Source organism: Pseudomonas sp. P7779 (assembly GCF_013386315.1).
Lineage (GTDB): Bacteria > Pseudomonadota > Gammaproteobacteria > Pseudomonadales > Pseudomonadaceae > Aquipseudomonas.
In genome coordinates this window covers 16,939-37,006 of record NZ_JACARZ010000081.1, presented here as the reverse complement: position 1 = coordinate 37,006, position 20,068 = coordinate 16,939, and the positions used below count along the sequence as shown (strand labels likewise).

Here is a 20,068-nt window from a genome sequence, read left to right as displayed (position 1 = left end):
GATGTTCTTTGTTCGGGGGCTGCGGCATGCTGGCGAGCATAACCGATGGGGCTTTCGCCCTCACTTTGCACAGGATCGTTTTTGATGACACTCACGGGCCAATGTCGCTGCACCCGCGTGACCTACACCCTCGATACCGACGCGCCGCTGGCGGTGTATGCCTGCCATTGCCGCCACTGCCAGACCTGGAGCGGCAGCGCGTTTGCCCTGCATGCGCTGTTGCCGGCGGATGCGCTGCGGGTTGAAGGTTCGCTGACGGAATATGCCTATGACGTTGATGGGCAGCGCTCGGAACATCGGTTGTGCGGGGTGTGCCATACGCGGATCTGCAACACCACGACGGCCGCGCCGGGGTTGGTTGTGCTGCGGGTCGGGACACTGGATGAGAGCCCGTCCGTGCAGCCGGTGGCGCATATCTGGCTGCGGCACAAGCAGCCGTGGGTAACGCTGGCGGAGGGTGTTCCGACTTGGCCGGAAAGCCCTACTCCCCAGGCGTTTGCGCAGGCGTTGAGCGTTCCCCTGTAGACATGATTCACACCCACACTGTGGCGAGGGAGCTTGCTCCCGCTGGGTTGCGCAGCAACCCCAAAAGCATTGACCGGCCCATCCTGAAAGACCGCAGCGGCCTACCAGGGGGCGCTTCGCACCCCAACGGGAGCAAGCTCCCTCGCCACATTGGGCTCTGTGGCGATGTTGAGACTCAGCACTTCGCCATTGCGCAACTGCCAGGCGAAGAAGTCTGAGAAATCATCGCGAACCAATGCGCGAATCGCCTTGGCGACAACCCCATGGGCAACCAGCACCACCACCTGTTGCCCATGGTTCACCAGCAACTGATTCAATCCGCCCCGGATGCGCTCGACGAACTGCGATATTGACTCACCGTCCGTGGGTGCCCGCTCCCATTGCCGGGTAATATTCTGCGCCCAAAGGTCGGGATAACGCTGCGCCGCCTCCGCCTGGGTCAGTCCCTCAAACACCCCCACGCCGCGCTCACGAAACACATCCAGCGTAGGCAGTTGCAGCCCATCATCCGCAAACACAATGGCCGCCGTTTGCTGAGCCCTGCGCAGCGGCGAGACGATGACGGCGTCGATCTGCGCCGGCAATTTTTCCCGCAACTCCCGCGCCTGCAGCACGCCCCGTTCGTTGAGATCAATGTCCAGCGAGCCCTGGTAACGCCCCTCGGCATTGGCTTGAGTTTCGCCGTGACGAACAACATACAACTGCATACCGCCCTCCTTCATCCTGACGCTGAAAGGCCGCGAACGGCGCCCCCGATAAAGGCCTAAGCTAAGATCGAAAAATTATTTATCGAATGTTTTTTAGAACAATAAGCTCACCTTAATCCATTAAGAGTCGAGCACGCCATGCCCCAGTTTTCGCTCCATCGCCTTTTCATCGCAGGCCTTGCCACACTGGGCCTCTGCACCACCCTGAGCACCCAAGCCCAGGAAACCGTACGCATCGGCTACCAGAAATCCTCGACCCTGATCACCTTGCTGAAAACCCAGGGCACCCTGGAAAAAGCCCTCAAGGCCGCCGGCATCGACGTCACCTGGCACGAGTTCCCCAGTGGCCTGCCGCTGCTGGAAGCACTCAACGTCGGTAACGTGGATATCAGCGCTGACGTGGCCGACACCGTACCGATCTTCGCCCAGGCCGCCCAGGCCAAGCTCACCTACTTCGCCCAGGAAGCGCCCTCGCCCCAAGCCCAGGCGATCGTGGTGCGCAAGGACTCGCCGATCCAGCAACTGGCGGATTTGAAAGGCAAGAAAATCGCCGTGACCAAGGCCGCCGGCACTCACTATTTATTGATCGCTGCCTTGAACAAGGCGGGGCTGGCCTTCTCCGATATCGAGCCGGCGTACCTGACGCCCGCCGATGGCCGCGCTGCGTTTGAAAACAACAAGGTTGATGCCTGGGTCACGTGGGAACCGTTCCTCACCAGCGTGCAGCGCCAACTGCCCACCCGCACCCTTGCGGACGGTACCGGGCTGGCCAGTTACAAGCGCTATTACCTGACGGGTACGCCCTATGCCCAGGCGCATCCCGAAGTGCTGAAGCTGGTGTACGAGCAGTTGCACCAGGCTGGCGAGTGGGTGAAGAGCCACCCGCGTGATGCCGCGAAAGTGCTGGGGCCATTGTGGGGCAACCTGGATGTGGAGACTGTCGAGGCCGCCAATGCTCATCGCAGCTATGAGGTGCAACCGGTGACGCTGGATCAGTTGGGGGAACAGCAGAAAATTGCGGATGCGTTCTTCAAGGCGGGGTTGTTGCCCAAGGCGGTGGATGCGCAGGATGTGCAGGTGTGGAAACCCTGAGGCAGTCAACTGTGGGAGCCGGGCTTGTCCGCGATGCAGACAACTCGGTACTCCAGTCATACCGCGGTGATGCCATCGCAGCCTCGCCAAGGCTCGACAGCTCCCACAGGTGATGTTCAGGGCCTGGACTATCGGCGGTGTCAGCTTTTACGCGTCGCGTCATCCAGCGCAAGGATGGTGTGAGCATTGGTCACCGTGGTCGCCAGGGTATTGATCACTCCCGAACGCAACGCCCCCAGCGTTGCCGCCGCCTTGGTGTTTTCACTGGCAATCGCCACCACATCCGGAATCCGAAACAGCTCCTGCACCGTCAACCCGATCACCCGCCCCTGAATCGCGTTGACCGCCGGCTGGCCATGAATGTCGATGAAGTCATAACCCATCATGTCCCCCACCGTGCCGGACAACCGCGCCTGTGCAATTTCCTGGGGCGAAAACCACCCCATGCGCACCATGTTGCTGTTTTCACTCATGTCACCGATGCCGATCAACGCCATGTCCGCACGGCGGGCACGGTCAAGCGTGGAACGCACCGTATCGTTGCTGATCAACACCCCACGCAGTTCCGGGTTGGCCACCAGCGCCGGGGCGTACAGGCTTTCACTCTCGCCACCAAACCGCAGGGCCAGGCGCCGGCAAATGTGGTCGGGGTTCATGTATTCACCCGCCTTGAGCGAACCGCCAATGGCGCACACAAACGTACAGTTGCGGGTCACCGGCAAAAACACATTATCGGCCACCGCACCGACGTTACGCCCCATGCCGACCGCGACGATCATGCCGTCACTGAGGGTTTTGTTCAGGTAGTTGGCCACCAGGCTCGCCACCGCCGAGCGCTGGGTGTCCGGGTCGCTGTGGTCGACCGCAATCAAAGCGCGGTCCAGCTGGAAGCGCTCCACCAGCGCCTGTTCCAGCTCGTTGTTCATCGCCGGGTGCTGCAACACCCGCACCTCGACAATCCCTTCATCCCGTGCGCGTTTGAGCAGGCGGCTGACTTTTGCCCGGGACAGGTCGAAGCGCTTGGCGATGGCTTCCTGAGTGACGTTCTCAAGGTAATAGAGCATCGCCACTTCGGTCATCAGGTCGATGTCGCTGGCGATGCGCTGGGTACTGTCACTCATGGGCACGGGCTTCCGTTTCGGTGTCAAAGGCGCATTCTCCCGACTCTTGCCCCGTTCCGTCCACTACTGATGCCCGTCACGCTCGATCGCGTTGATGCGGTCGACCTTGGCCCCGGAACGCGCGGCTTCGAACTCCGACTCCAGGAACGACTTGACGATGCTCTTGGCCAGCTCCGCGCCGATCACCCGTGCACCGATGGACAGGATCTGCGCATCGTTGCTCTTGCGTGCCCGCTCCGCCGAATAAGTGTCATGGGCCTGGGCCGCACGAATCCCCAGGACTTTGTTGGCCGAGATGGCCATGCCGATGCCGGTGCCGCACACCAGCACGCCCAAGCGTTGCTCGCCGGCATTGATCGCCGTGGCCACCGCCAGGGCAATGTCCGGGTACAGCACCGGCGCCGTGGAATGGGTGCCGAAGTCCGTCACCGGGTAACCCAGCGCCTCGATATGGCGCTTCAACAGTTCTTTGAGCTCATAACCCGCTTCATCGCATCCGATAGCCACCGGGAAAGGTGTGTTCATGGCGTTTGGCTCCGCTGCCGTTTTGGGTGCTGGAGAGTGATCATATGATCACTCGGTGAAATTTAGCTCAGTCATTTCTCGGATATTCCAGTCGCCCTGTCAAGCAAGATTTAGCTGACCTTCCAGTCAAAGCCCTCTAAACCGGCTTACTTTGCGCAAATCCATCCATTTACAACTTTTCAGTGAAAGAGATTGACTGATCAGAATTTCATTTGATACACATATGCTCACAGCGAAACATGACTGTGCGACCTAATAAGAATTCACAGCACGAGGACACGCCGATGGCCACGCCATTACTGCTCCAGGCTGAACACGTCGCCAAGGCTTACGCCGGGATTCCTGCCCTGCGTGAGGGGCGCCTCTCTCTGCGGGCCGGCAGCGTCCACGCCCTGTGCGGCGGCAATGGCGCAGGCAAATCGACTTTCCTGAGCATCCTGATGGGCATCACCCAGCGTGACGCCGGGACCATCCTGCTCAACGGCTCCCCCGTCCAGTTCAACCGCCCCAGCGAAGCACTCGCGGCGGGGATCGCGATGATCACCCAGGAGCTGGAACCCATCCCCTACATGACCGTCGCCGAAAACATCTGGCTGGGCCGCGAACCGCGCCGCGCCGGCTGCATCGTCGACAGCAAGGAGCTCAACCGGCGCACTCGCGAACTGCTGGAAGGCCTGGAGTTCGACGTCGACGCCACCAGCCCCATGCATCGCCTGAGCGTGGCGCAGATCCAGCTGGTGGAGATCGCCAAGGCGTTCAGCCACGACTGCCAGGTGATGATCATGGACGAGCCCACCTCGGCCATCGGCGAGCGTGAGGCCGAAACCCTGTTCAAGGCGATCCGCCGCCTCACCGCCCGTGGTGCCGGCATCATCTATGTGTCGCATCGCCTCAGTGAACTGGCGCAGATTGCCGACGACTACAGCATCTTTCGCGACGGCGCCTTCGTTGAGACCGGACGCATGGCCGATATCGACCGCGCCCACCTGGTGCGCGGCATCGTGGGCCAGGAACTGACCCGCATCGACCACAAGGTCGGCCGCGAATGCGCCGCCGAATGCTGCCTGGACGTCGACAGCCTGAGCCGCGCCGGCGAATTCCAGGACATCAGCCTGCAACTGCGCCAGGGCGAAATTCTCGGCATCTACGGGCTGATGGGCTCGGGCCGCAGCGAATTCCTCAACTGCATCTACGGCCTCACCACGCCGGACTCCGGCAGCGTGACCCTGCAAGGCAAACCGATGCCCATCGGCCTGCCCAAGGCAACGATCCAGGCCGGCATGTCACTGGTCACCGAAGACCGCAAGGACAGCGGCCTGGTGCTCAGCGGCAGCATCCTCTCGAACATCGCATTGTCGGCGTACAAGCAGCTGTCGAGCTGGTCGCTGATCAATGCCCGCAAGGAAAACCAACTGGCCCAGGACATGGTCAAGCGCCTGCAGATCAAGACCACTTCCCTGGACCTGCCGGTGGAATCCATGAGCGGCGGTAACCAGCAAAAAGTGGTGCTCGCCAAATGCCTGTCGACCCAGCCGATCTGCCTGCTGTGCGATGAGCCGACCCGGGGCATCGACGAAGGCGCCAAGCAGGAGATCTATCACCTGCTGGACCAGTTCGTGCGCGCCGGCGGCGCGGCGATTGTGGTGTCGTCCGAAGCCCCGGAATTGCTGCACCTGAGTGACCGTATTGCCGTGTTCAAAGGCGGAAGGCTGGTAACCATCAGCAGCGATACCGCCCTTTCCCAGGAAGCCTTGTTGAGTCTTGCCTCATGAATGCCAAATCACTTTCTACACCTGCAGCCGCCCCCGTCACGACCGCACCCCGCAGCCGCCTGCGCCTGTCCCTCGACCGCTTCGGCCTGCCGCTGGTGTTCATCCTGCTGTGCCTGGTGATGGCCTTCGCCAGCGAATACTTCATGACCTGGCGCAACTGGATGGACATCCTGCGCCAGACCTCGATCAACGGGATCCTCGCCGTGGGCATGACCTACGTGATCCTGACCAAGGGCATCGACCTGTCGGTGGGCTCGATCCTGGCCTTTGCAGGGCTGTGCAGCGCCATGGTCGCGACCCAGGGCTATGGCGTGCTCGCGGCAGTCAGCGCCGGGATGTTCGCCGGGGCGATGCTCGGGGTGGTGAACGGCTTTATGGTGGCCAACCTGTCGATCCCGCCCTTTGTCGCGACCTTGGGCATGTTGAGCATTGCCCGGGGCATGACCTTCATCTTGAACGACGGCAGCCCGATCACTGACCTGCCCGACGCCTACCTGGCGCTGGGTATCGGCAAGATCGGCCCGATCGGTGTGCCGATCGTGATCTTCGCCGTGGTCGCGCTGATCTTCTGGATGGTGCTGCGCTACACCACCTACGGCCGTTATGTGTACGCGGTGGGTGGCAACGAGAAGAGCGCGCGCACCTCCGGGATCGGCGTGCGCAAGGTGATGTTTTCGGTGTACGTGGTCTCGGGCCTGCTCGCCGGGCTGGCCGGTGTGGTGCTGTCGGCGCGCACCACCTCTGCCCTGCCCCAGGCCGGCACCTCGTATGAGCTGGATGCGATTGCCGCCGTGGTAATCGGCGGCACCAGCCTGTCGGGCGGTACCGGCACGATTGTCGGCACGCTGTTTGGCGCATTGCTGATCGGCGTGATCAACAACGGCCTGAACCTGCTCGGCGTGTCCTCCTATTACCAGCAGGTCGCCAAGGGCCTGATCATCGTGTTCGCAGTGCTGATTGACGTGTGGCGCAAGAAGAAACGCTAGTTCTGAAAACTACCACTACAACAATAACGGAGTTCTCTCATGAAACCTGGTACGACTTTGGCCGCCGTCGCGGCACTCTCCCTGCTCGCCAGCAGTGTCACCCTGGCCGCCGATGGCAAGACCTACAAGATCGGCGCCGCCGTGTACGGGCTCAAGGGCCAGTTCATGCAGAACTGGGTGCGCGAGCTGAAGGAACACCCCGCAGTCAAGGACGGCACCGTGCAGTTGACCGTGTTCGACGGCAACTATGACGCACTGACCCAGAACAACCAGATTGAAAACATGGTGACCCAGCACTACGACGCGATCCTGTTTGTGCCGATCGACACCAAGGCCGGCGTCGGCACCGTGAAGGCCGCCATGAGCAATGACGTGGTGGTGATCGCCTCCAACACCAAGGTGGCGGACGCAAACGTGCCTTATGTTGGCAACGATGACGTGGAAGGCGGTCGCCTGCAGGCCCAGGCCATGGTCGACAAACTCAAGGGCCGCGGCAACGTGGTGATCATCCAGGGGCCGATTGGCCAGTCGGCGCAGATCGACCGCGAAAAGGGCGAGATGGAAGTACTGGGCAAGCACCCGGACATCAAGATCATCGAGAAGAAAACCGCCAACTGGGACCGCGCCCAGGCCCTGGCCCTGACCGAAGACTGGCTGAACGCACACCCCAAGGGCATCAACGGGGTGATCGCGCAAAACGATGACATGGCCCTCGGCGCGGTGCAGGCGCTGAAGTCCCATGGGCTGACGTCCAAGGATGTACCGGTGACGTCCATCGACGGCATGCCGGATGCGATCCAGGCGGCGAAGAAAGATGAAGTGACCACCTTCCTGCAGGACGCCCAGGCCCAGTCTCAAGGCGCGCTGGATGTGGCGCTGCGGGCGCTTGCAGGCAAGGATTACAAGCCGCAGTCGGTGATCTGGGAACGTTATGGCAAGGACGTGAAATGGGGTGACGGCACCGCCAAGAACTACATCCTGCCGTGGGTGCCGGTGACCAATGCGAATGCGGATGCGCTGTATCAGCAGGTGAGCGGTACGAAGTAAGTTTTGACTTGAAACCCGGTCAAGTGTGGGAGCGGGCTTGCTCGCGAAAGCGGTGGATCATTCAACAGATGTGCCACCTGATACACCGCTTTCGCGAGCAAGCCCGCTCCCACATTGGATCTCCACCGATCTGAAAAATGGAGTCATGTTCATGTCTGGATTCTGGAATCAAGCCTTCGACCTCACCGGCCGCTGCGCCGTGATCACCGGCGGGGCCGCCGGGATCGGTCTGGCTTGTGCCAGCCTGCTGGTGGAACGCGGCGCGCGGGTGGCCCTGCTGGACCGCGACCCGGCCGTGGTCGAAGTCGCCGCCAGCCTCGGCGCCGGGAACATCGGCATCGCCGTGGACCTGCGCCAACTTGACCAGGTGCACAGCACCGTCGATTACGTATTCGATCACTTCAAACGCCTGGATTATCTGGTCAACAGCGCCGGCGTCGCCCTGCTGGACAAGGCCCTGGACGTCAGTGAAAACGCCTGGGACACCACTCTCGACATCAACCTCAAGGCCAGTTTCTTCGTGGCCCAGGCCTGCGCCAGGCACATGCTTGCCCAGGGCAGCGGGCGCATCGTCAACCTCGCCTCCCAAGCGGCGGTGATCGGCCTGGACCGTCACGTCGCCTACTGCGCCAGCAAGGCCGCCGTGGTCGGCATGACCAAGGTGCTCGCCATGGAATGGGCGCCGCATATCAACGTCAACGCCATCTCCCCGACCATCGTCGAAACCGCCCTCGGTAAAAAGGCCTGGGCGGGCGAGCTGGGGGAACGGGCCAAATTGCAGATCCCGGCGGGCCGCTTTGCCCAGCCGGAAGAAATCGCCGGGCTGGCGTTGTACCTGCTCAGCGACGCCGCACAGATGATCACCGGGGAAAACGTGGTGATCGACGGCGGCTACAGCATCCAGTAATTGATCTTTTGTCGTGAGGTTTATCGTCATGTCTACCGTTACCGAACGCACTGCCGAACAACTGTCCCCCGTCATTCCGAAAACCATGCAGGCCGTGGTCTGTCACGGCCCCGAAGACTATCGCCTGGAGACCGTCGATGTGCCGACGCCCGGCCCCGACGAGATCCTCACCAAGGTCGAGCTGTGCGGCATCTGCATGGGCGACATCAAGACCTACCGCGGCGCGCCCTCGTTCTGGGGCGACGCCGAGCAGCCGCGCTACGTGAAGCCGCCGATGATTCCCGGCCACGAGTTTGTCTGCCGCGTGGTCGCCCTCGGCCCTGGCGCGGAAAAGCGCGGGGTGAAGGTCGGCGACCGGGTGATTTCCGAACAGATCGTGCCGTGCTGGGGCTGCCGCTTCTGCAACCACGGCCAGTACTGGATGTGCCAGAAACACGACTTGTACGGCTTCCAGAACAACGTCCAGGGCGCCATGGCCCAGTACATGATCTTCACCAAGGAAGGCATCATCCACAAAGTACCGGACTCGATTGCCCCGGACGAAGCCATCCTGATCGAACCCCTGGCCTGTTCGCTGCACGCGGCGGAACGGGCGAATGTGGATTTCGACGACATCGTGGTGGTGGCCGGCGCCGGCACCCTGGGCCTGGGGATCATCGGTGCGGTGCGCATGCGCAACCCGAAAAAGCTCATCGTGCTCGACATGAAACCCGAACGCGCCGCCCTCGCCCTGCGCATGGGCGCGGACGAAGTGTGGAACCCGGCCGAAGTCGACGTGATGGCGAAGATTCGCGAGATCACCGATGGCTACGGCTGCGACATCTACATCGAAGCCACCGGGCACCACAAGGCGGTGAACCAGGGCCTGGCGATGTTGCGCAAGCTGGGGCGCTTCGTGGAATTCAGCGTGTTCAACGACGAGGCCACGGTGGACTGGTCGATCATCGGTGACCGCAAGGAACTGGACGTGCTGGGCTCGCACCTAGGTCCGTACATGTACCCGCGCGCCATCGACTTCATCGGCAACCGCAAGATCGACATGCGCGACGTGGTGACCCACAAGTTTGCCCTGGCGGACTTCAAGGAAGCGTTTGCGGTGATGGAGCGCGGGGACAAGTCGCTTAAAGTCGTCCTGGAACCCTGATTGGCCCAATAACCCAAAACCCTGCGGGCGCCGGGCTTAGGCTTTTTGTGGGAGCTGGCTTGCCTGCGATGCAGACGCCTCGGTCTATCTGTGACACCGAGCCGATGCAATCGCAGGCAAGCCAGCTCCCACAAAAGCCCCCGGCTCCCACACCAAGAACAAGAACACAGGAAACCGCGTTATGAATCGAGTGATAAACGATCCGGACCAGGTGGTCGAGGACATGCTGCGGGGTATTCTGGTCGCGCACCCCGAGCTGCGCCAATACGAAACCAATCCACGGGTGATCGGCAAGGCCAAGCCGTCGCCACAAGGCCGGGTGGGCATCGTGACCGGCGGCGGTTCCGGCCATGAACCGGCCTTCCTTGGCTACGTCGGCCCCGGCCTGGTAGACGCCGTGGCCGTCGGCGAAATCTTCTCCTCGCCCACCGCCAAAAGCTTCTTCGACGCCTTCCGTGCCGCCGACCACGGCGCCGGGGTGGCGTGCCTGTACGGCAACTATGCCGGCGACAACATGAACGTGAAGCTGGCGATGAAGATGGCCGCCAGCAAGGACATGCGCATCCGCACCGTGGTCGCCAACGACGACGTGGCCTCGGCGCCCAAGGCCGACATCGCCAAGCGTCGCGGCGTGGCAGGCGAGATCTTCATGTGGAAGGTCGGCGGTGCGGCCGCGGCCCAGCATTACGACCTGGACGGGGTGATTCGTGTCGCCCAGAAAGCGGTCGACAACTGCCGCTCCATCGGCATCGGCCTCACGCCCTGCACCATCGCAGCGGTGGGCAAGCCGAACTTCCAGATTCCCGACGGGCAGATGGAATTGGGCATCGGCCATCACGGCGAGCCGGGCATCGAAGTCATCGCCATCGAATCCGCCGAAGCCATGGCCGCGCGCATGCTCGCACCGATCCTCGCCGACCGCGACTTCAGCCAGGACGACAGCGTGGTGGTGCTGGTCTCGGGCCTGGGTGCGACGCCGGTGATGGAACTTTACATTTTCTACGCCGAGGTTGAACGTCAGCTGCAAGCCAGGGGCTTGAAGATTCACCGCTGCTACGTGGGCAACTACTTCACCTCCCTGGAAATGATGGGCGTGACCCTGACCTTGCTGGGCCTGGACGCCGAGCTGAAATCCCTGATCGACCAACCCTGCCGTTCCATCGGCATGACCCAGGCGGACTAAACCATGAGCCAGCATTTCTCCACCCACGACGGCAGCGCCATCGTCGCCGACCTGGTCAGCGTGATCGTTGCCAACCGCGAATACCTGAGCGAAGTCGACGGCGCCATTGGCGATGGCGACCACGGCATCAACATGGCCAAGGGATTTGCCCATTGCGGGCGCACGATTGAAGGCCGCCAGCTGACCCTGGCCGAAGCCCTGGATGAGTTGACACTGAGCCTGATGGAAGGCATCGGCGGCTCCATGGGGCCGTTGTATGGCAGCCTGTTTATCGGCATGGCGGATGAGGTGCGCGGCAGCGAACAGATTGACGCGGCGACCTTTGCACATTTGCTGCGGGGCGGGCTGACCTCGTTGCAGGACATCACCGAAGCCGGCGTGGGTGACAAGTGTTTGATGGACACCTTGATTCCGGCGGTGGAGGCGTTTGAACAGGCCCATGGGTCAGGAGCGTCATTCAGCGATGCGCTGGAGGCGATGAAAAGTGCTGCTTCGCGGGGGCGGGATTCCACCAGGGATCTGGTGGCAAAAATCGGCCGCGCCAGCCGCCTGGGCGAGCGCTCACTGGGTGTACTGGATGCCGGAGCGGTATCGTGCTGCTTGATACTGACGCGATTGGCGGATTCGGTTCAACCGCGGTTGGTGTAGTGCTTGAAATGACCCCTTCGCGAGCAAGCCCGCTCCCACCTTCGACCGAGTTCCATCTTTGGAATGCCGTCGAAGGTGGGAGCGGGCTTGCTCGCGAAGGCAGCAACACACTTAACCCGTGAAGCACCTAACCCGCCGCGATCAAACCTTCAACCTGGCTACCTGCTTCACCTGCTCTATATACCGCGCCACCGCCGGCGCCTTTTCAAAGCGCCGGTAAATCAGCGACAACCAGGACGACGCCTCGCTGCCTTCGATGCTGCGGTACACGACATTCGGCAAGCTCACATGCCCCACCACCGACTCCGGCACCACCGCCACGCCCTGCCCCAGTGACACCAACGCAATCACCGCCACCAACCCACCCGGCTGCGGCCCCAGTCGCGGCGCATAACCACCCTGCGCCGCCACGTGCAGCGTGCCGCTGATCTGCTCGGGCAAGATGAAGGTCTCGTTCTGCAGGTGCTCGCAACTGATTGCCTTCAACCCCAGCAGCCACGAATCCTGGGGCAACGCCAGCACAAACCCTTCACTGCTCAACCGCACCGCTTCGACCCCATCAGGCAAGGTCATCGGCGAACGAATGTAGCCAATGTCGAAACGCCCCTCCGCCACCAGCCCCGGCAACGCCGCCATGGGGCTCTCACGCACGCTGAGGCTCACGTCCGGGCAGTCCGCGCAGAACGACTGCACCTGGCGCTGCAACAACCCCGAATACACCGCCGACGCCACATAACCCAGTTCGATATGACCGATTTCGCCGCGCCCGGCGCGCTGGGCATTGCGTTGGGCAAACTCGAACTGGCGCACGGTGGCCTCTGCCTCGATCAGCAAGGCCGCGCCCGCCTCGGTCAGGCTGACCTCGCGCTGGCGGCGGATAAACAAGCGCGTACCGAGGGTGGTTTCCATGTCCTGGATCTGCCGGCTCAGGGTCGGCGGCGCGATACCCAGCTGTTCGGCAGCACGGGTGAAATTGCGTTGCCGGGCAACCGCCAGGAAGTAGCGGAAATGACGTATTTCCATCGCAGGATTAGCTCAAAGGTAATGAAGTTCTGTATGGCGCCTAACAAGGACGCCACCTGCCGGGGATAAGCTCGCGGTACGTTCACAGTAGAGAGGCTTTCCCATGTTCGTCAAATCATTGGTCCTGGTGCTTGCCGGTCTTTGCACCGTGCCCGCAGCGCTGGCCGCAGAAGCCCCGGCAAGCATTGCCCACAAGGCAATCCTGAGCCTGGCAACGGCCCAGCAGATCGCCGCACACGCGCGCAAGGTCGCCGCCGACAAGGGCTGGCCCTGCGCCGTGGCCATCGTCGATGACGGTGGCTGGCCGATCCTGACGCTGCGCATGGATGGCGCTCCCGTGGTGGCCGGTATCGAGCTGGCCCAAGGCAAGGCGCGCACTTCAGCGCTCTTCAAGCGGCCGTCCGGGGACCTGGAAAACGCTATCAACAATGGCCGCCCGGCAGCCATCACCGCCGGCCTGTTGATGATGAAGGGCGCCCAGCCAATCATCCTTGAAGGCCAGGTAGTGGGCGCCATCGGCATCAGCGCAGATACTCCGGCCCACGATGACGAGATCGCCCTCGCGGCGGTGGCTTCGGTGCAACCATGAGCAAGGTCAGCCCGCGCCTGACGCTGCTGACCGCCTCCGGGGTCTGTTCGCTGATCGTGCTCGACACCAATATCGTCGCCGTGACCCTGCCGAGCATCGCCCGGGACCTGGGGGCGAATTTTGCCGATATCGAATGGGTGGTCAGCGCTTATATGCTGGCCTTCGCCGCCCTGTTATTGCCGGCCGGAAGCATTGCCGACCGCTTTGGCCGCAAGAAGACCCTGGTCTGGGGCCTGGGTATTTTCATCCTCGCCTCCCTCTGCTGCGGTGCGGCGCCGAATGCGTTGCTCCTGGATATCGCTCGCGCCGTCAAAGGTGTCGGCGCAGCGCTGCTGCTGACCTCCGCCCTGGCCTCCATCGGCCATACCTTCCATGACGAAGTGGAGCGCGCCAAGGCCTGGGCCTTCTGGGGCGCGTGCATGGGCGTGGCGATGACCGCCGCACCGACCCTCGGCGGGTTGATTACCCAGTACCTGGGCTGGCGCTGGATTTTCTATCTGAATTTGCCGGTCGGCCTGGTGCTGATGGGACTGGTGCTGCGCGCGATTCCGGAATCCCGCGATGCCCAGGCTGCAAGGCTCGACCCTTGGGGCAGCCTGAGTTTCAGTGCCAGCCTGCTGTGCCTGATCTGGGGCTTGATCGAAGCCAACCGTATCGGCTGGGACAACCCGCTGACTTATGCACGGCTGCTGGGAGGCGCTGCGTTGCTGGGTGTTTTTGTACTCGCCGAACGCCTGCAACAGCGGCCCATGGTCGACCTGCAACTGTTCAGGCACCCGCGCTTTATCGGTGCACTGCTGGGGATGTTCGCCTACGCCGGCTGTGCCCAGGTGATGATGACGCTGCTGCCGTTCTACCTGCAAAACGGCCCGGGGTTCTCCGCGATTGCCTCCGGGCTGGGCATGTTGCCGTTTGCCTTGACCATGTTGATTTGTCCGCGGATAGGCGCACGCCTGGCCGGCCGCTTTGCCCCGGCCACTCTGATGGCGACAGGGCTGGCGTTGGTGGGGTGCGGCAACCTGCTGAGTGCCTGGGCGGTCAATATCGGCGGCTATCTGCCGTTCGCCCTGGCGATTGCCGTCACGGGGGCCGGCGCGGGATTGCTCAATGGCGATACGCAGAAAAACATCATGGCTTGCGTGCCACGGGACCGCGCGGGGATGGCGTCGGGCATGAGCACCACCATGCGCTTCAGCGCGATCATGTTGGCGATCGGGGTGTATGGGGCGTTGTTGAGCAGCCATAGCGAACAGTTGCTGCACACGAGCATCGGCTCCCAGTGGCAGGAACAGGCGGCAGGGATTGCTTCACGGGTAGTGGCTGGCGATATGCCGGCGGCCATGGCGTTGCTGCCCGAGTCAGCACGGGACACGGTGCAGCCACTGGCGCGGCAGGCGTTTGTCGGTGGGTTCAGCGTGGTGTTGTGGGTGGCGGGGTTGTTGGGTTTGCTGGGGGCGCTGGTGGTGGGCTCGTTGATGCGGCATCCCATACCGGCGGTGCCGCAGGTCTCTTTACTGACTCGATAATGCGACCACCACGACCCAATGTGGGAGCGGGCTTGCTCGCGAATGCGGTGGGTCAGTCAATACATCTGTGACTGATCCACCGCCTTCGCGAGCAAGTCGAATCGTCGCACCGCCGCTCCCACATTTTGATCTTCGACAGTCAGTGAATGGTTACCAGAAACGCTGCTGGGTCAGGCGACTCCACCAGGTCAGCAGCACCCGGTCAACCGAACCGCTGGCCGCCAGGCCCACCCGCTCCTGCAGGCTTTTACGCTCGGCATAGTGCAGGTGGAACACCTCGGCGGTCTTGGCCTTGGTCGCCAGGTATTCGTCGCTGGTTTGCAGCTGGTCCACCAGTTGCTTGTCCAGCGCCGCGACGCCCAGCCAGACTTCACCGGTGGCCACGTCATCAATGGCCAGCTGCGGGCGGTAGCGCGACACGAAGTTCTTGAACAGTTGATGGGTGATGTCCAGGTCTTCCTGGAACTTCTCGCGGCCCTTCTCGGTGTTTTCGCCAAACACCGTCAGGGTGCGTTTGTATTCGCCGGCGGTCAGCACTTCGAAGTCGATGTCGTGCTTCTTCAGCAGGCGGTTGACGTTAGGCAACTGCGCCACCACGCCAATCGAACCGAGGATGGCAAACGGTGCGCTGATGATCTTCTCGCCGATGCACGCCATCATGTAGCCGCCGCTGGCCGCGACCTTGTCGATGCACACGGTCAACGGCACGCCCGCCTCGCGGATACGCGCCAGTTGCGACGACGCCAGGCCGTAGCTGTGAACCATGCCGCCGCCGCTTTCGAGGCGCAGCACCACTTCGTCCTTGGGTGTGGCCAGGCTCAGCAGTGCCGTGATTTCATGGCGCAGGCTTTCAGTGGCCGAGGCCTTGATGTCGCCGTCGAAATCCAGCACGAACACCCGTGGCTTGGCTTCTGGCTTCTTCTTGCCCTTCTTCTTTTCGGCCTTGCCTTCAGACTTGCGCAGGGCCTTGAGCTGGTCCTTGTCGAGCAGGGTCTGCTCCAGGCGCTCACGCAAACCCTTGTAGAAGTCATTGAGCTTGCTGACCTGCAACTGGCCGGCAGCTTTGCGACGGCCTTTGCTGCGCAGTGCGGCGAAACTGATCAGCACCACCAGGATGGCGACGACCAGGGTGACGGTTTTAGCCAGGAAAGTAGCGTACTCGGCCAGAAAATCCATGTGACTCCTTACAAGTGCAGTGCGCCAGGCGCGGATTGCCCAAGCATACCGACGCCACCGCCATGGAGCCAGTGATCAAACCGCCAGCAGCGGGCCTCTAACGACCTTTTAAAACAAGCGTATGTTTTTTCATTGACAGCTTCCCGGCATCCTCATAACCTCGCCAGACTTTCAACGTACCGGGAAAACGGACGTGGGCAGCATCTACCTGATTCGACATGGCCAGGCCTCCTTCGGTGCAGACGACTACGACGTGCTGTCGCCCATCGGTGTGCAACAGGCGCAAGTGCTGGGCCGCCACCTGGCGGAACTGGGCCTGGGCTTCGACCGCTGCGTGTCGGGCGACCTGCGCCGCCAGCAGCACACCGCCACCGCCGCCTTCGACCAATACAGCGCCCTCGGCCTGCCGGTACCCACGCTGGAAATCGACAGCGCGTTCAACGAGTTCGACGCCGAGGCGATCATCCGCGCCCTGCTCCCGGACCTGCTGCACAGCGAACCCGAAGCCCTGCATATCCTGCGCAACGCCGCGCAAAACCGTGGCGAATTCCAGCGCATCTTTTCCCTGATCATCGAACGCTGGCTGGCCGGCACCTACGACCCGCCGGGCCTGGAAAGCTGGCTGGGATTTGTCGAACGTGTCCAGGGTGGCCTGCAACGCATCCTCGAAGCCGCCGACAACCGTGACAAGATCGCCGTGTTCACCTCCGGCGGCACCATCACGGCCCTGCTCCACCTGATTACCCGAATGCCTGCTGCACAGGCCTTTGAACTGAACTGGCAAATTGTTAACACCTCGCTCAACCAGCTGAAATTCCGTGGTCGCGAGGTGGCACTGGCTTCCTTCAACAGCCATACCCACTTGCAACTGTTGAAGGCGCCGCAGCTCATCACTTTCCGATGAATTGCGGCCAACCGTGACCCCAAGGTCACTGGACTCACCATAAAAGGATCGAAACCATGACTGACGTAGCTAAAGCCGTAGAAGCAATGAAAGCCAAATTCAACCCAGCCGCTGCCGACGGCCTGGACCTGGTGTTCGGTTTCCGTATCGACGACACCCAGAACTTCTCGCTGGTCGTGAAAAACAACACCTGCGAACTGCTGGAAGGTGAAAACCCGGACGCCCAAGTCACCCTGGTGATGGACGGCGACACTATGAAAGGCATCGTCAGCGGCGAAACCGACGGCATGCAGGCATTCATGGGCGGCAAACTGCGCACTGAAGGCGACATGATGCTGGCCATGAAATTGAGCGAGCTGTTCCCGGCCTGATCAGGGCAACCCTGGCAAGACCCGTGTGGGAGCGGGCTTGCTCGCGAAAGCGGTGTATCAGCGCAGGATTTGTTGGCTGACCCACCGCTTTCGCGAGCAAGCCCGCTCCCACATTTTGATTGTGCTGTTTTCAGGTTTTTGGCTGCAACAACAGCGCCACCAACGCACTCCACCCTGTCTGATGCGAAGCCCCCAACCCCCGCCCGGTCTCGCCATGAAAATACTCATGGAACAACACTAGGTCGCGGCTCGCCGGGTCCGCCTCCAACTGTGCATACCCCACCATCGACGGCCTTGAACCGTTCTCATCCCTCAGAAACAGGCTCGTCAACCGCTGGCTCAGCCCCTGCGCAACCTCCTCCAACGACGCCAGATACCCACTCCCCGCCGGATACTCCACCGAGAAATTATCCGCGTAGTAGCGGTGAAACTCCCGCAACGATTCGATCAGCATGTAGTTGACCGGCATCCACAACGGCCCGCGCCAATTGGAGTTACCGCCGTACAGCCGCGAATCCGACTCCGCCGGCTCATAGCGGGCACACAGGGTATTGCCATTCATCTTCAGCGCCAGCGGTTCCTCGGCGAACGCTTTCGACAGCGACCGCACCCCAAAGGTGGAGAGAAACTCCGACTCATCCAGCATCCGCCGCAGCAAATCCTTGGTCCGCTCCCCCCGCAACAGCGCCAGCAGCAGGCGATTACCCTGCCCCGGCTCGTTCCAGCGCGACACCAGCTTGGCCAGGTCCGGCCGGTGTTTCATAAAACCCAGCAATCGCTCGCGCAACCCCTCCAACCCTTCGTGCTCGCGCTGCTCCAGCACCAGCACCGCAAACAGCGGCATCAGGCCGACGATGGAGCGCAGGCGCACCGGTTCGCTTTCACCGCCAGGCCGATGCAGCACGTCATAGAAAAACTGGTCCTGCTCATCCCACAAGCCTTCATCGCCATTGTCGACGCGGTTGATCGCCCCGGCGATGTACAGGAAGTGCTCGAAGAATTTCACCGCAATATCCACATACACCACGTTACGCTTGGCCAGCTCCAGGCCGATGCGCATCAGGTCCAGGGCATAGGCGGCCACCCAGGCAGTGCCGTCCGCCTGGTCCAACTGATAACCCGGCGGCAAATCAGCCGAGCGATCAAACAGCGCAATGTTGTCCAGCCCGAGAAACCCACCCTGGAACAGGTTGCGGCCCTCGGCGTCCTTACGGTTAACCCACCAGGAAAAATTCAGCAGCAGCTTGTGGAAGATCCGCTCGAGGAAATCCATGTCGCCCACGCCATTCAGCGCCTTGTCCTGCTGATACACCCGCCAACTGGCCCAGGCATGCACCGGCGGGTTGGCGTCGTCAAAACGCCACTCGTAGGCCGGCAACTGACCGTTGGGATGCATGAAGCGGTCTTTCACCAACAGCAACAGTTGCTGCTTGGCATAACCGGGGTCGATCAGGGCAACGGCCACCGCCTGGAACCCCTGGTCCCAGGAGGCATACCACGGATATTCCCAAGTGTCGGGCATCGAGAGAATGTCGAAATTCGACAAGTGCCGCCAATGGGTATTACGGATATGCAAACGCTCGGGCGGCGGCGCGGGCTGGGCCGGGTCGCCGTCGAGCCATTGATTCACGTCGAAGTAGTACAGCTGCTTGGACCACAGCAACCCGGCCAGGGCCTGGCGCTGCACATTGCGTGCGTCTTCATCGGCGATGCCCTGTTGCAGCGCCGCGTAAAAGTCATCGGTCTCCTGGCGGCGCTCTTCGAATAGCTTGCGCGCATTGATCCACGGCGCCTCCGCCGGGGCGAAGCGCAGGTACAGGGTTTTGCTTTCCTGACCCGCCAGTTCCAGGATGAAACGCGCGGCCACTTTCGTGCCCGAATCCCGGCGAATAGCCGATTCCAGGCCCGTGGTCACATAGTCGTTGATCCCGTCCTTGAACGGCCCCGGCGCCGGTTGCCCGTCCAGCCTGGGGTAGTTGGTTTCGTTCTCGCAGAACAGCCATTCCACCCCGTCCTGGCCCCAGGCACTGAGGTGGCGATCGAACAGCTCATGGTGCCGCGCCACCACCTGTTCGCCCTCCAGGCGCAACTCGGGCCTGGGGGCATCGTGGGTCCAACTCCAGTCGTTGCGCGCCCACAGGTGCGGCAACACCTGCAGGCGTGTGGATTGGTCCGAACGGTTGTGCACGGTAATGCGCATGAACACATCATCGGGCTGGTGCTTGGCGTATTCGACGGTGACATCGCAATAGCGGTTGTCTTCGAAAACCCCGGTATCGAGGATCTCGTATTCGGCATCTCCAAGGCCACGGCGGGCGTTCTCGGTGATCAGGTCATCGTAGGGAAAGGCCGCGTGAGGGTATTTGTAGAGCATGCGCATGTAGGCATGGCTCGGCACGCCATCGACGAAAAAGTACAGTTCCTTGACGTCTTCGCCGTGGTTGCCCTCGGCGTTGTTCAGGCCGAACAGACGCTCCTTGATGATCGCGTCGTGCTCGTTCCACAGCGCCAGGCCCAGGCACCAGCGCTGGGCCTTGTCGCTGAAGCCCGCCAGGCCATCCTCGCCCCAGCGGTAGGCGCGGCTGCGGGCATGTTCGTGGGGGAAGTAGCGCCAGGCATCGCCGTCGGCGCTGTAGTCTTCGCGCACCGTGCCCCATTGCCGCTCGCTCAGGTAGGGGCCCCAGTCACGCCAGCGCTCGCCGTCAGGCTTGGCCAGGCGCTGGCCTTCAATCGTTTCCAGAATGTTCGTCGCAGGCTGTGCCGTCATCGAGTCTTCCGTCGCGTTCAGAGGTGACGGCCAGTGTAGAGCCCTTCGACGGTGA

General features: G+C 62.2%; 19 protein-coding genes. 13 read left to right on the top strand and 6 right to left on the bottom strand.

The annotated features are described in order from the left end of the window. The first annotated feature begins 84 nt into the window (after nucleotides 1-84). Nucleotides 85-525 (top strand): GFA family protein, encoded by a 441-nt coding sequence (locus tag HX869_RS23295; protein WP_087694864.1) that lies wholly within the window; start codon nucleotides 85-87, stop codon nucleotides 523-525. A gap of 101 nt (nucleotides 526-626) precedes the next feature. On the opposite strand, the gene HX869_RS23290 is transcribed toward HX869_RS23295, so the two are convergent. Beyond that, entirely contained in the window at nucleotides 627-1,232 is a 606-nt protein-coding gene (locus HX869_RS23290; protein ID WP_178903702.1) for a histidine phosphatase family protein, read from the bottom strand. Nucleotides 1,233-1,370: 138 nt separating this feature from the next. On the opposite strand from HX869_RS23290, the gene HX869_RS23285 reads away from it, so the two are divergent. After that, on the top strand, nucleotides 1,371-2,324 hold the full coding sequence (locus HX869_RS23285) for an aliphatic sulfonate ABC transporter substrate-binding protein (RefSeq protein ID WP_178903701.1): 954 nt from the start codon (nucleotides 1,371-1,373) through the stop codon (nucleotides 2,322-2,324). 140 nt (nucleotides 2,325-2,464) lie between these two features. Here the strand turns inward: HX869_RS23285 and HX869_RS23280 are convergent, their stop codons facing one another. Together HX869_RS23280 and rpiB are read right to left on the bottom strand one after the other, a co-directional pair. Next, on the bottom strand, nucleotides 2,465-3,445 hold the full coding sequence (locus HX869_RS23280) for a sugar-binding transcriptional regulator (RefSeq protein ID WP_003215718.1): 981 nt from the start codon (nucleotides 3,443-3,445) through the stop codon (nucleotides 2,465-2,467). A gap of 63 nt (nucleotides 3,446-3,508) precedes the next feature. Beyond that, complete coding sequence (gene rpiB / locus HX869_RS23275; RefSeq protein WP_003215716.1) at nucleotides 3,509-3,970, bottom strand: ribose 5-phosphate isomerase B; 462 nt, start codon at nucleotides 3,968-3,970, stop codon at nucleotides 3,509-3,511. 284 nt (nucleotides 3,971-4,254) lie between these two features. Between rpiB and HX869_RS23270 the strand changes: the two genes are divergently transcribed. The 7 genes from HX869_RS23270 to dhaL all read left to right on the top strand — a co-directional run bounded on the left by HX869_RS23270 (nucleotide 4,255) and on the right by dhaL (nucleotide 11,657). Next, on the top strand, nucleotides 4,255-5,742 hold the full coding sequence (locus tag HX869_RS23270) for a sugar ABC transporter ATP-binding protein (protein ID WP_003215714.1): 1,488 nt from the start codon (nucleotides 4,255-4,257) through the stop codon (nucleotides 5,740-5,742). Next, nucleotides 5,739-6,728: an ABC transporter permease gene (locus tag HX869_RS23265; protein ID WP_003215711.1), complete on the top strand. Its 990-nt coding sequence runs from the start codon at nucleotides 5,739-5,741 to the stop codon at nucleotides 6,726-6,728. The genes HX869_RS23270 and HX869_RS23265 overlap by 4 nt, the downstream gene beginning before the upstream one ends. Before the next feature lie 39 nt (nucleotides 6,729-6,767). Continuing rightward, the gene (locus HX869_RS23260; protein WP_003215690.1) at nucleotides 6,768-7,775 is read left to right on the top strand and encodes a substrate-binding domain-containing protein; all 1,008 of its coding nucleotides are present in this window, start codon (nucleotides 6,768-6,770) and stop codon (nucleotides 7,773-7,775) included. Between the two features lie 151 nt (nucleotides 7,776-7,926). Next, the gene (locus HX869_RS23255) at nucleotides 7,927-8,682 is read left to right on the top strand and encodes an SDR family oxidoreductase (RefSeq protein WP_008434650.1); all 756 of its coding nucleotides are present in this window, start codon (nucleotides 7,927-7,929) and stop codon (nucleotides 8,680-8,682) included. Between the two features lie 28 nt (nucleotides 8,683-8,710). Beyond that, nucleotides 8,711-9,826, top strand: coding sequence for an erythritol/L-threitol dehydrogenase (locus HX869_RS23250; RefSeq protein WP_008434653.1), 1,116 nt, complete (start codon nucleotides 8,711-8,713; stop codon nucleotides 9,824-9,826). A 181-nt stretch (nucleotides 9,827-10,007) separates the two neighbouring features. Continuing rightward, complete coding sequence (locus HX869_RS23245; protein WP_178903700.1) at nucleotides 10,008-11,009, top strand: dihydroxyacetone kinase subunit DhaK; 1,002 nt, start codon at nucleotides 10,008-10,010, stop codon at nucleotides 11,007-11,009. Between the two features lie 3 nt (nucleotides 11,010-11,012). Continuing rightward, nucleotides 11,013-11,657, top strand: coding sequence for a dihydroxyacetone kinase subunit DhaL (gene dhaL / locus HX869_RS23240; protein WP_003215682.1), 645 nt, complete (start codon nucleotides 11,013-11,015; stop codon nucleotides 11,655-11,657). A 141-nt stretch (nucleotides 11,658-11,798) separates the two neighbouring features. Here dhaL and HX869_RS23235 read toward each other — a convergent pair whose 3' ends face one another. After that, a complete protein-coding gene (locus tag HX869_RS23235; protein ID WP_102605152.1) occupies nucleotides 11,799-12,680 on the bottom strand; it encodes a LysR family transcriptional regulator in 882 nt (293 codons plus the stop codon). A gap of 103 nt (nucleotides 12,681-12,783) precedes the next feature. Here HX869_RS23235 and HX869_RS23230 point away from each other — a divergent pair, with 103 nt between their 5' ends. Continuing rightward, on the top strand, nucleotides 12,784-13,269 hold the full coding sequence (locus tag HX869_RS23230) for a heme-binding protein (protein WP_177008647.1): 486 nt from the start codon (nucleotides 12,784-12,786) through the stop codon (nucleotides 13,267-13,269). Next, complete coding sequence (locus tag HX869_RS23225; RefSeq protein WP_178903699.1) at nucleotides 13,266-14,795, top strand: MFS transporter; 1,530 nt, start codon at nucleotides 13,266-13,268, stop codon at nucleotides 14,793-14,795. Before HX869_RS23230 ends, HX869_RS23225 begins: the two co-directional genes overlap by 4 nt. Before the next feature lie 150 nt (nucleotides 14,796-14,945). Here the strand turns inward: HX869_RS23225 and sohB are convergent, their stop codons facing one another. Beyond that, nucleotides 14,946-15,971, bottom strand: coding sequence for a protease SohB (gene sohB / locus HX869_RS23220; RefSeq protein ID WP_008434663.1), 1,026 nt, complete (start codon nucleotides 15,969-15,971; stop codon nucleotides 14,946-14,948). A 193-nt stretch (nucleotides 15,972-16,164) separates the two neighbouring features. Between sohB and HX869_RS23215 the strand changes: the two genes are divergently transcribed. Both HX869_RS23215 and HX869_RS23210 read left to right on the top strand, forming a co-directional pair. Continuing rightward, nucleotides 16,165-16,875, top strand: coding sequence for a histidine phosphatase family protein (locus HX869_RS23215; RefSeq protein WP_178903698.1), 711 nt, complete (start codon nucleotides 16,165-16,167; stop codon nucleotides 16,873-16,875). 56 nt (nucleotides 16,876-16,931) lie between these two features. After that, on the top strand, nucleotides 16,932-17,246 hold the full coding sequence (locus tag HX869_RS23210; protein ID WP_087694874.1) for an SCP2 sterol-binding domain-containing protein: 315 nt from the start codon (nucleotides 16,932-16,934) through the stop codon (nucleotides 17,244-17,246). A gap of 130 nt (nucleotides 17,247-17,376) precedes the next feature. Here HX869_RS23210 and HX869_RS23205 read toward each other — a convergent pair whose 3' ends face one another. Further along, nucleotides 17,377-20,013 carry a glucosidase gene (locus HX869_RS23205; protein ID WP_177122697.1) on the bottom strand — a complete coding sequence of 879 codons (2,637 nt, stop codon included), beginning with the start codon at nucleotides 20,011-20,013 and terminating at the stop codon, nucleotides 17,377-17,379. Nucleotides 20,014-20,068 lie beyond the last annotated feature (55 nt).

Excerpts from the sequence above, each read along its gene's own strand:
- HX869_RS23295 (WP_087694864.1), top strand. The coding sequence starts at position 85 with ATGACACTCACGGGCCAATGTCGCTGCACCCGCGTGACCTACACCCTC.
- HX869_RS23290 (WP_178903702.1), bottom strand. The coding sequence starts at position 1,232 with ATGCAGTTGTATGTTGTTCGTCACGGCGAAACTCAAGCCAATGCCGAG.
- HX869_RS23285 (WP_178903701.1), top strand. The coding sequence starts at position 1,371 with ATGCCCCAGTTTTCGCTCCATCGCCTTTTCATCGCAGGCCTTGCCACA.
- HX869_RS23280 (WP_003215718.1), bottom strand. The coding sequence starts at position 3,445 with ATGAGTGACAGTACCCAGCGCATCGCCAGCGACATCGACCTGATGACC.
- rpiB (WP_003215716.1), bottom strand. The coding sequence starts at position 3,970 with ATGAACACACCTTTCCCGGTGGCTATCGGATGCGATGAAGCGGGTTAT.
- HX869_RS23270 (WP_003215714.1), top strand. The coding sequence starts at position 4,255 with ATGGCCACGCCATTACTGCTCCAGGCTGAACACGTCGCCAAGGCTTAC.
- HX869_RS23265 (WP_003215711.1), top strand. The coding sequence starts at position 5,739 with ATGAATGCCAAATCACTTTCTACACCTGCAGCCGCCCCCGTCACGACC.
- HX869_RS23260 (WP_003215690.1), top strand. The coding sequence starts at position 6,768 with ATGAAACCTGGTACGACTTTGGCCGCCGTCGCGGCACTCTCCCTGCTC.
- HX869_RS23255 (WP_008434650.1), top strand. The coding sequence starts at position 7,927 with ATGTCTGGATTCTGGAATCAAGCCTTCGACCTCACCGGCCGCTGCGCC.
- HX869_RS23250 (WP_008434653.1), top strand. The coding sequence starts at position 8,711 with ATGTCTACCGTTACCGAACGCACTGCCGAACAACTGTCCCCCGTCATT.
- HX869_RS23245 (WP_178903700.1), top strand. The coding sequence starts at position 10,008 with ATGAATCGAGTGATAAACGATCCGGACCAGGTGGTCGAGGACATGCTG.
- dhaL (WP_003215682.1), top strand. The coding sequence starts at position 11,013 with ATGAGCCAGCATTTCTCCACCCACGACGGCAGCGCCATCGTCGCCGAC.
- HX869_RS23235 (WP_102605152.1), bottom strand. The coding sequence starts at position 12,680 with ATGGAAATACGTCATTTCCGCTACTTCCTGGCGGTTGCCCGGCAACGC.
- HX869_RS23230 (WP_177008647.1), top strand. The coding sequence starts at position 12,784 with ATGTTCGTCAAATCATTGGTCCTGGTGCTTGCCGGTCTTTGCACCGTG.
- HX869_RS23225 (WP_178903699.1), top strand. The coding sequence starts at position 13,266 with ATGAGCAAGGTCAGCCCGCGCCTGACGCTGCTGACCGCCTCCGGGGTC.
- sohB (WP_008434663.1), bottom strand. The coding sequence starts at position 15,971 with ATGGATTTTCTGGCCGAGTACGCTACTTTCCTGGCTAAAACCGTCACC.
- HX869_RS23210 (WP_087694874.1), top strand. The coding sequence starts at position 16,932 with ATGACTGACGTAGCTAAAGCCGTAGAAGCAATGAAAGCCAAATTCAAC.
- HX869_RS23205 (WP_177122697.1), bottom strand. The coding sequence starts at position 20,013 with ATGACGGCACAGCCTGCGACGAACATTCTGGAAACGATTGAAGGCCAG.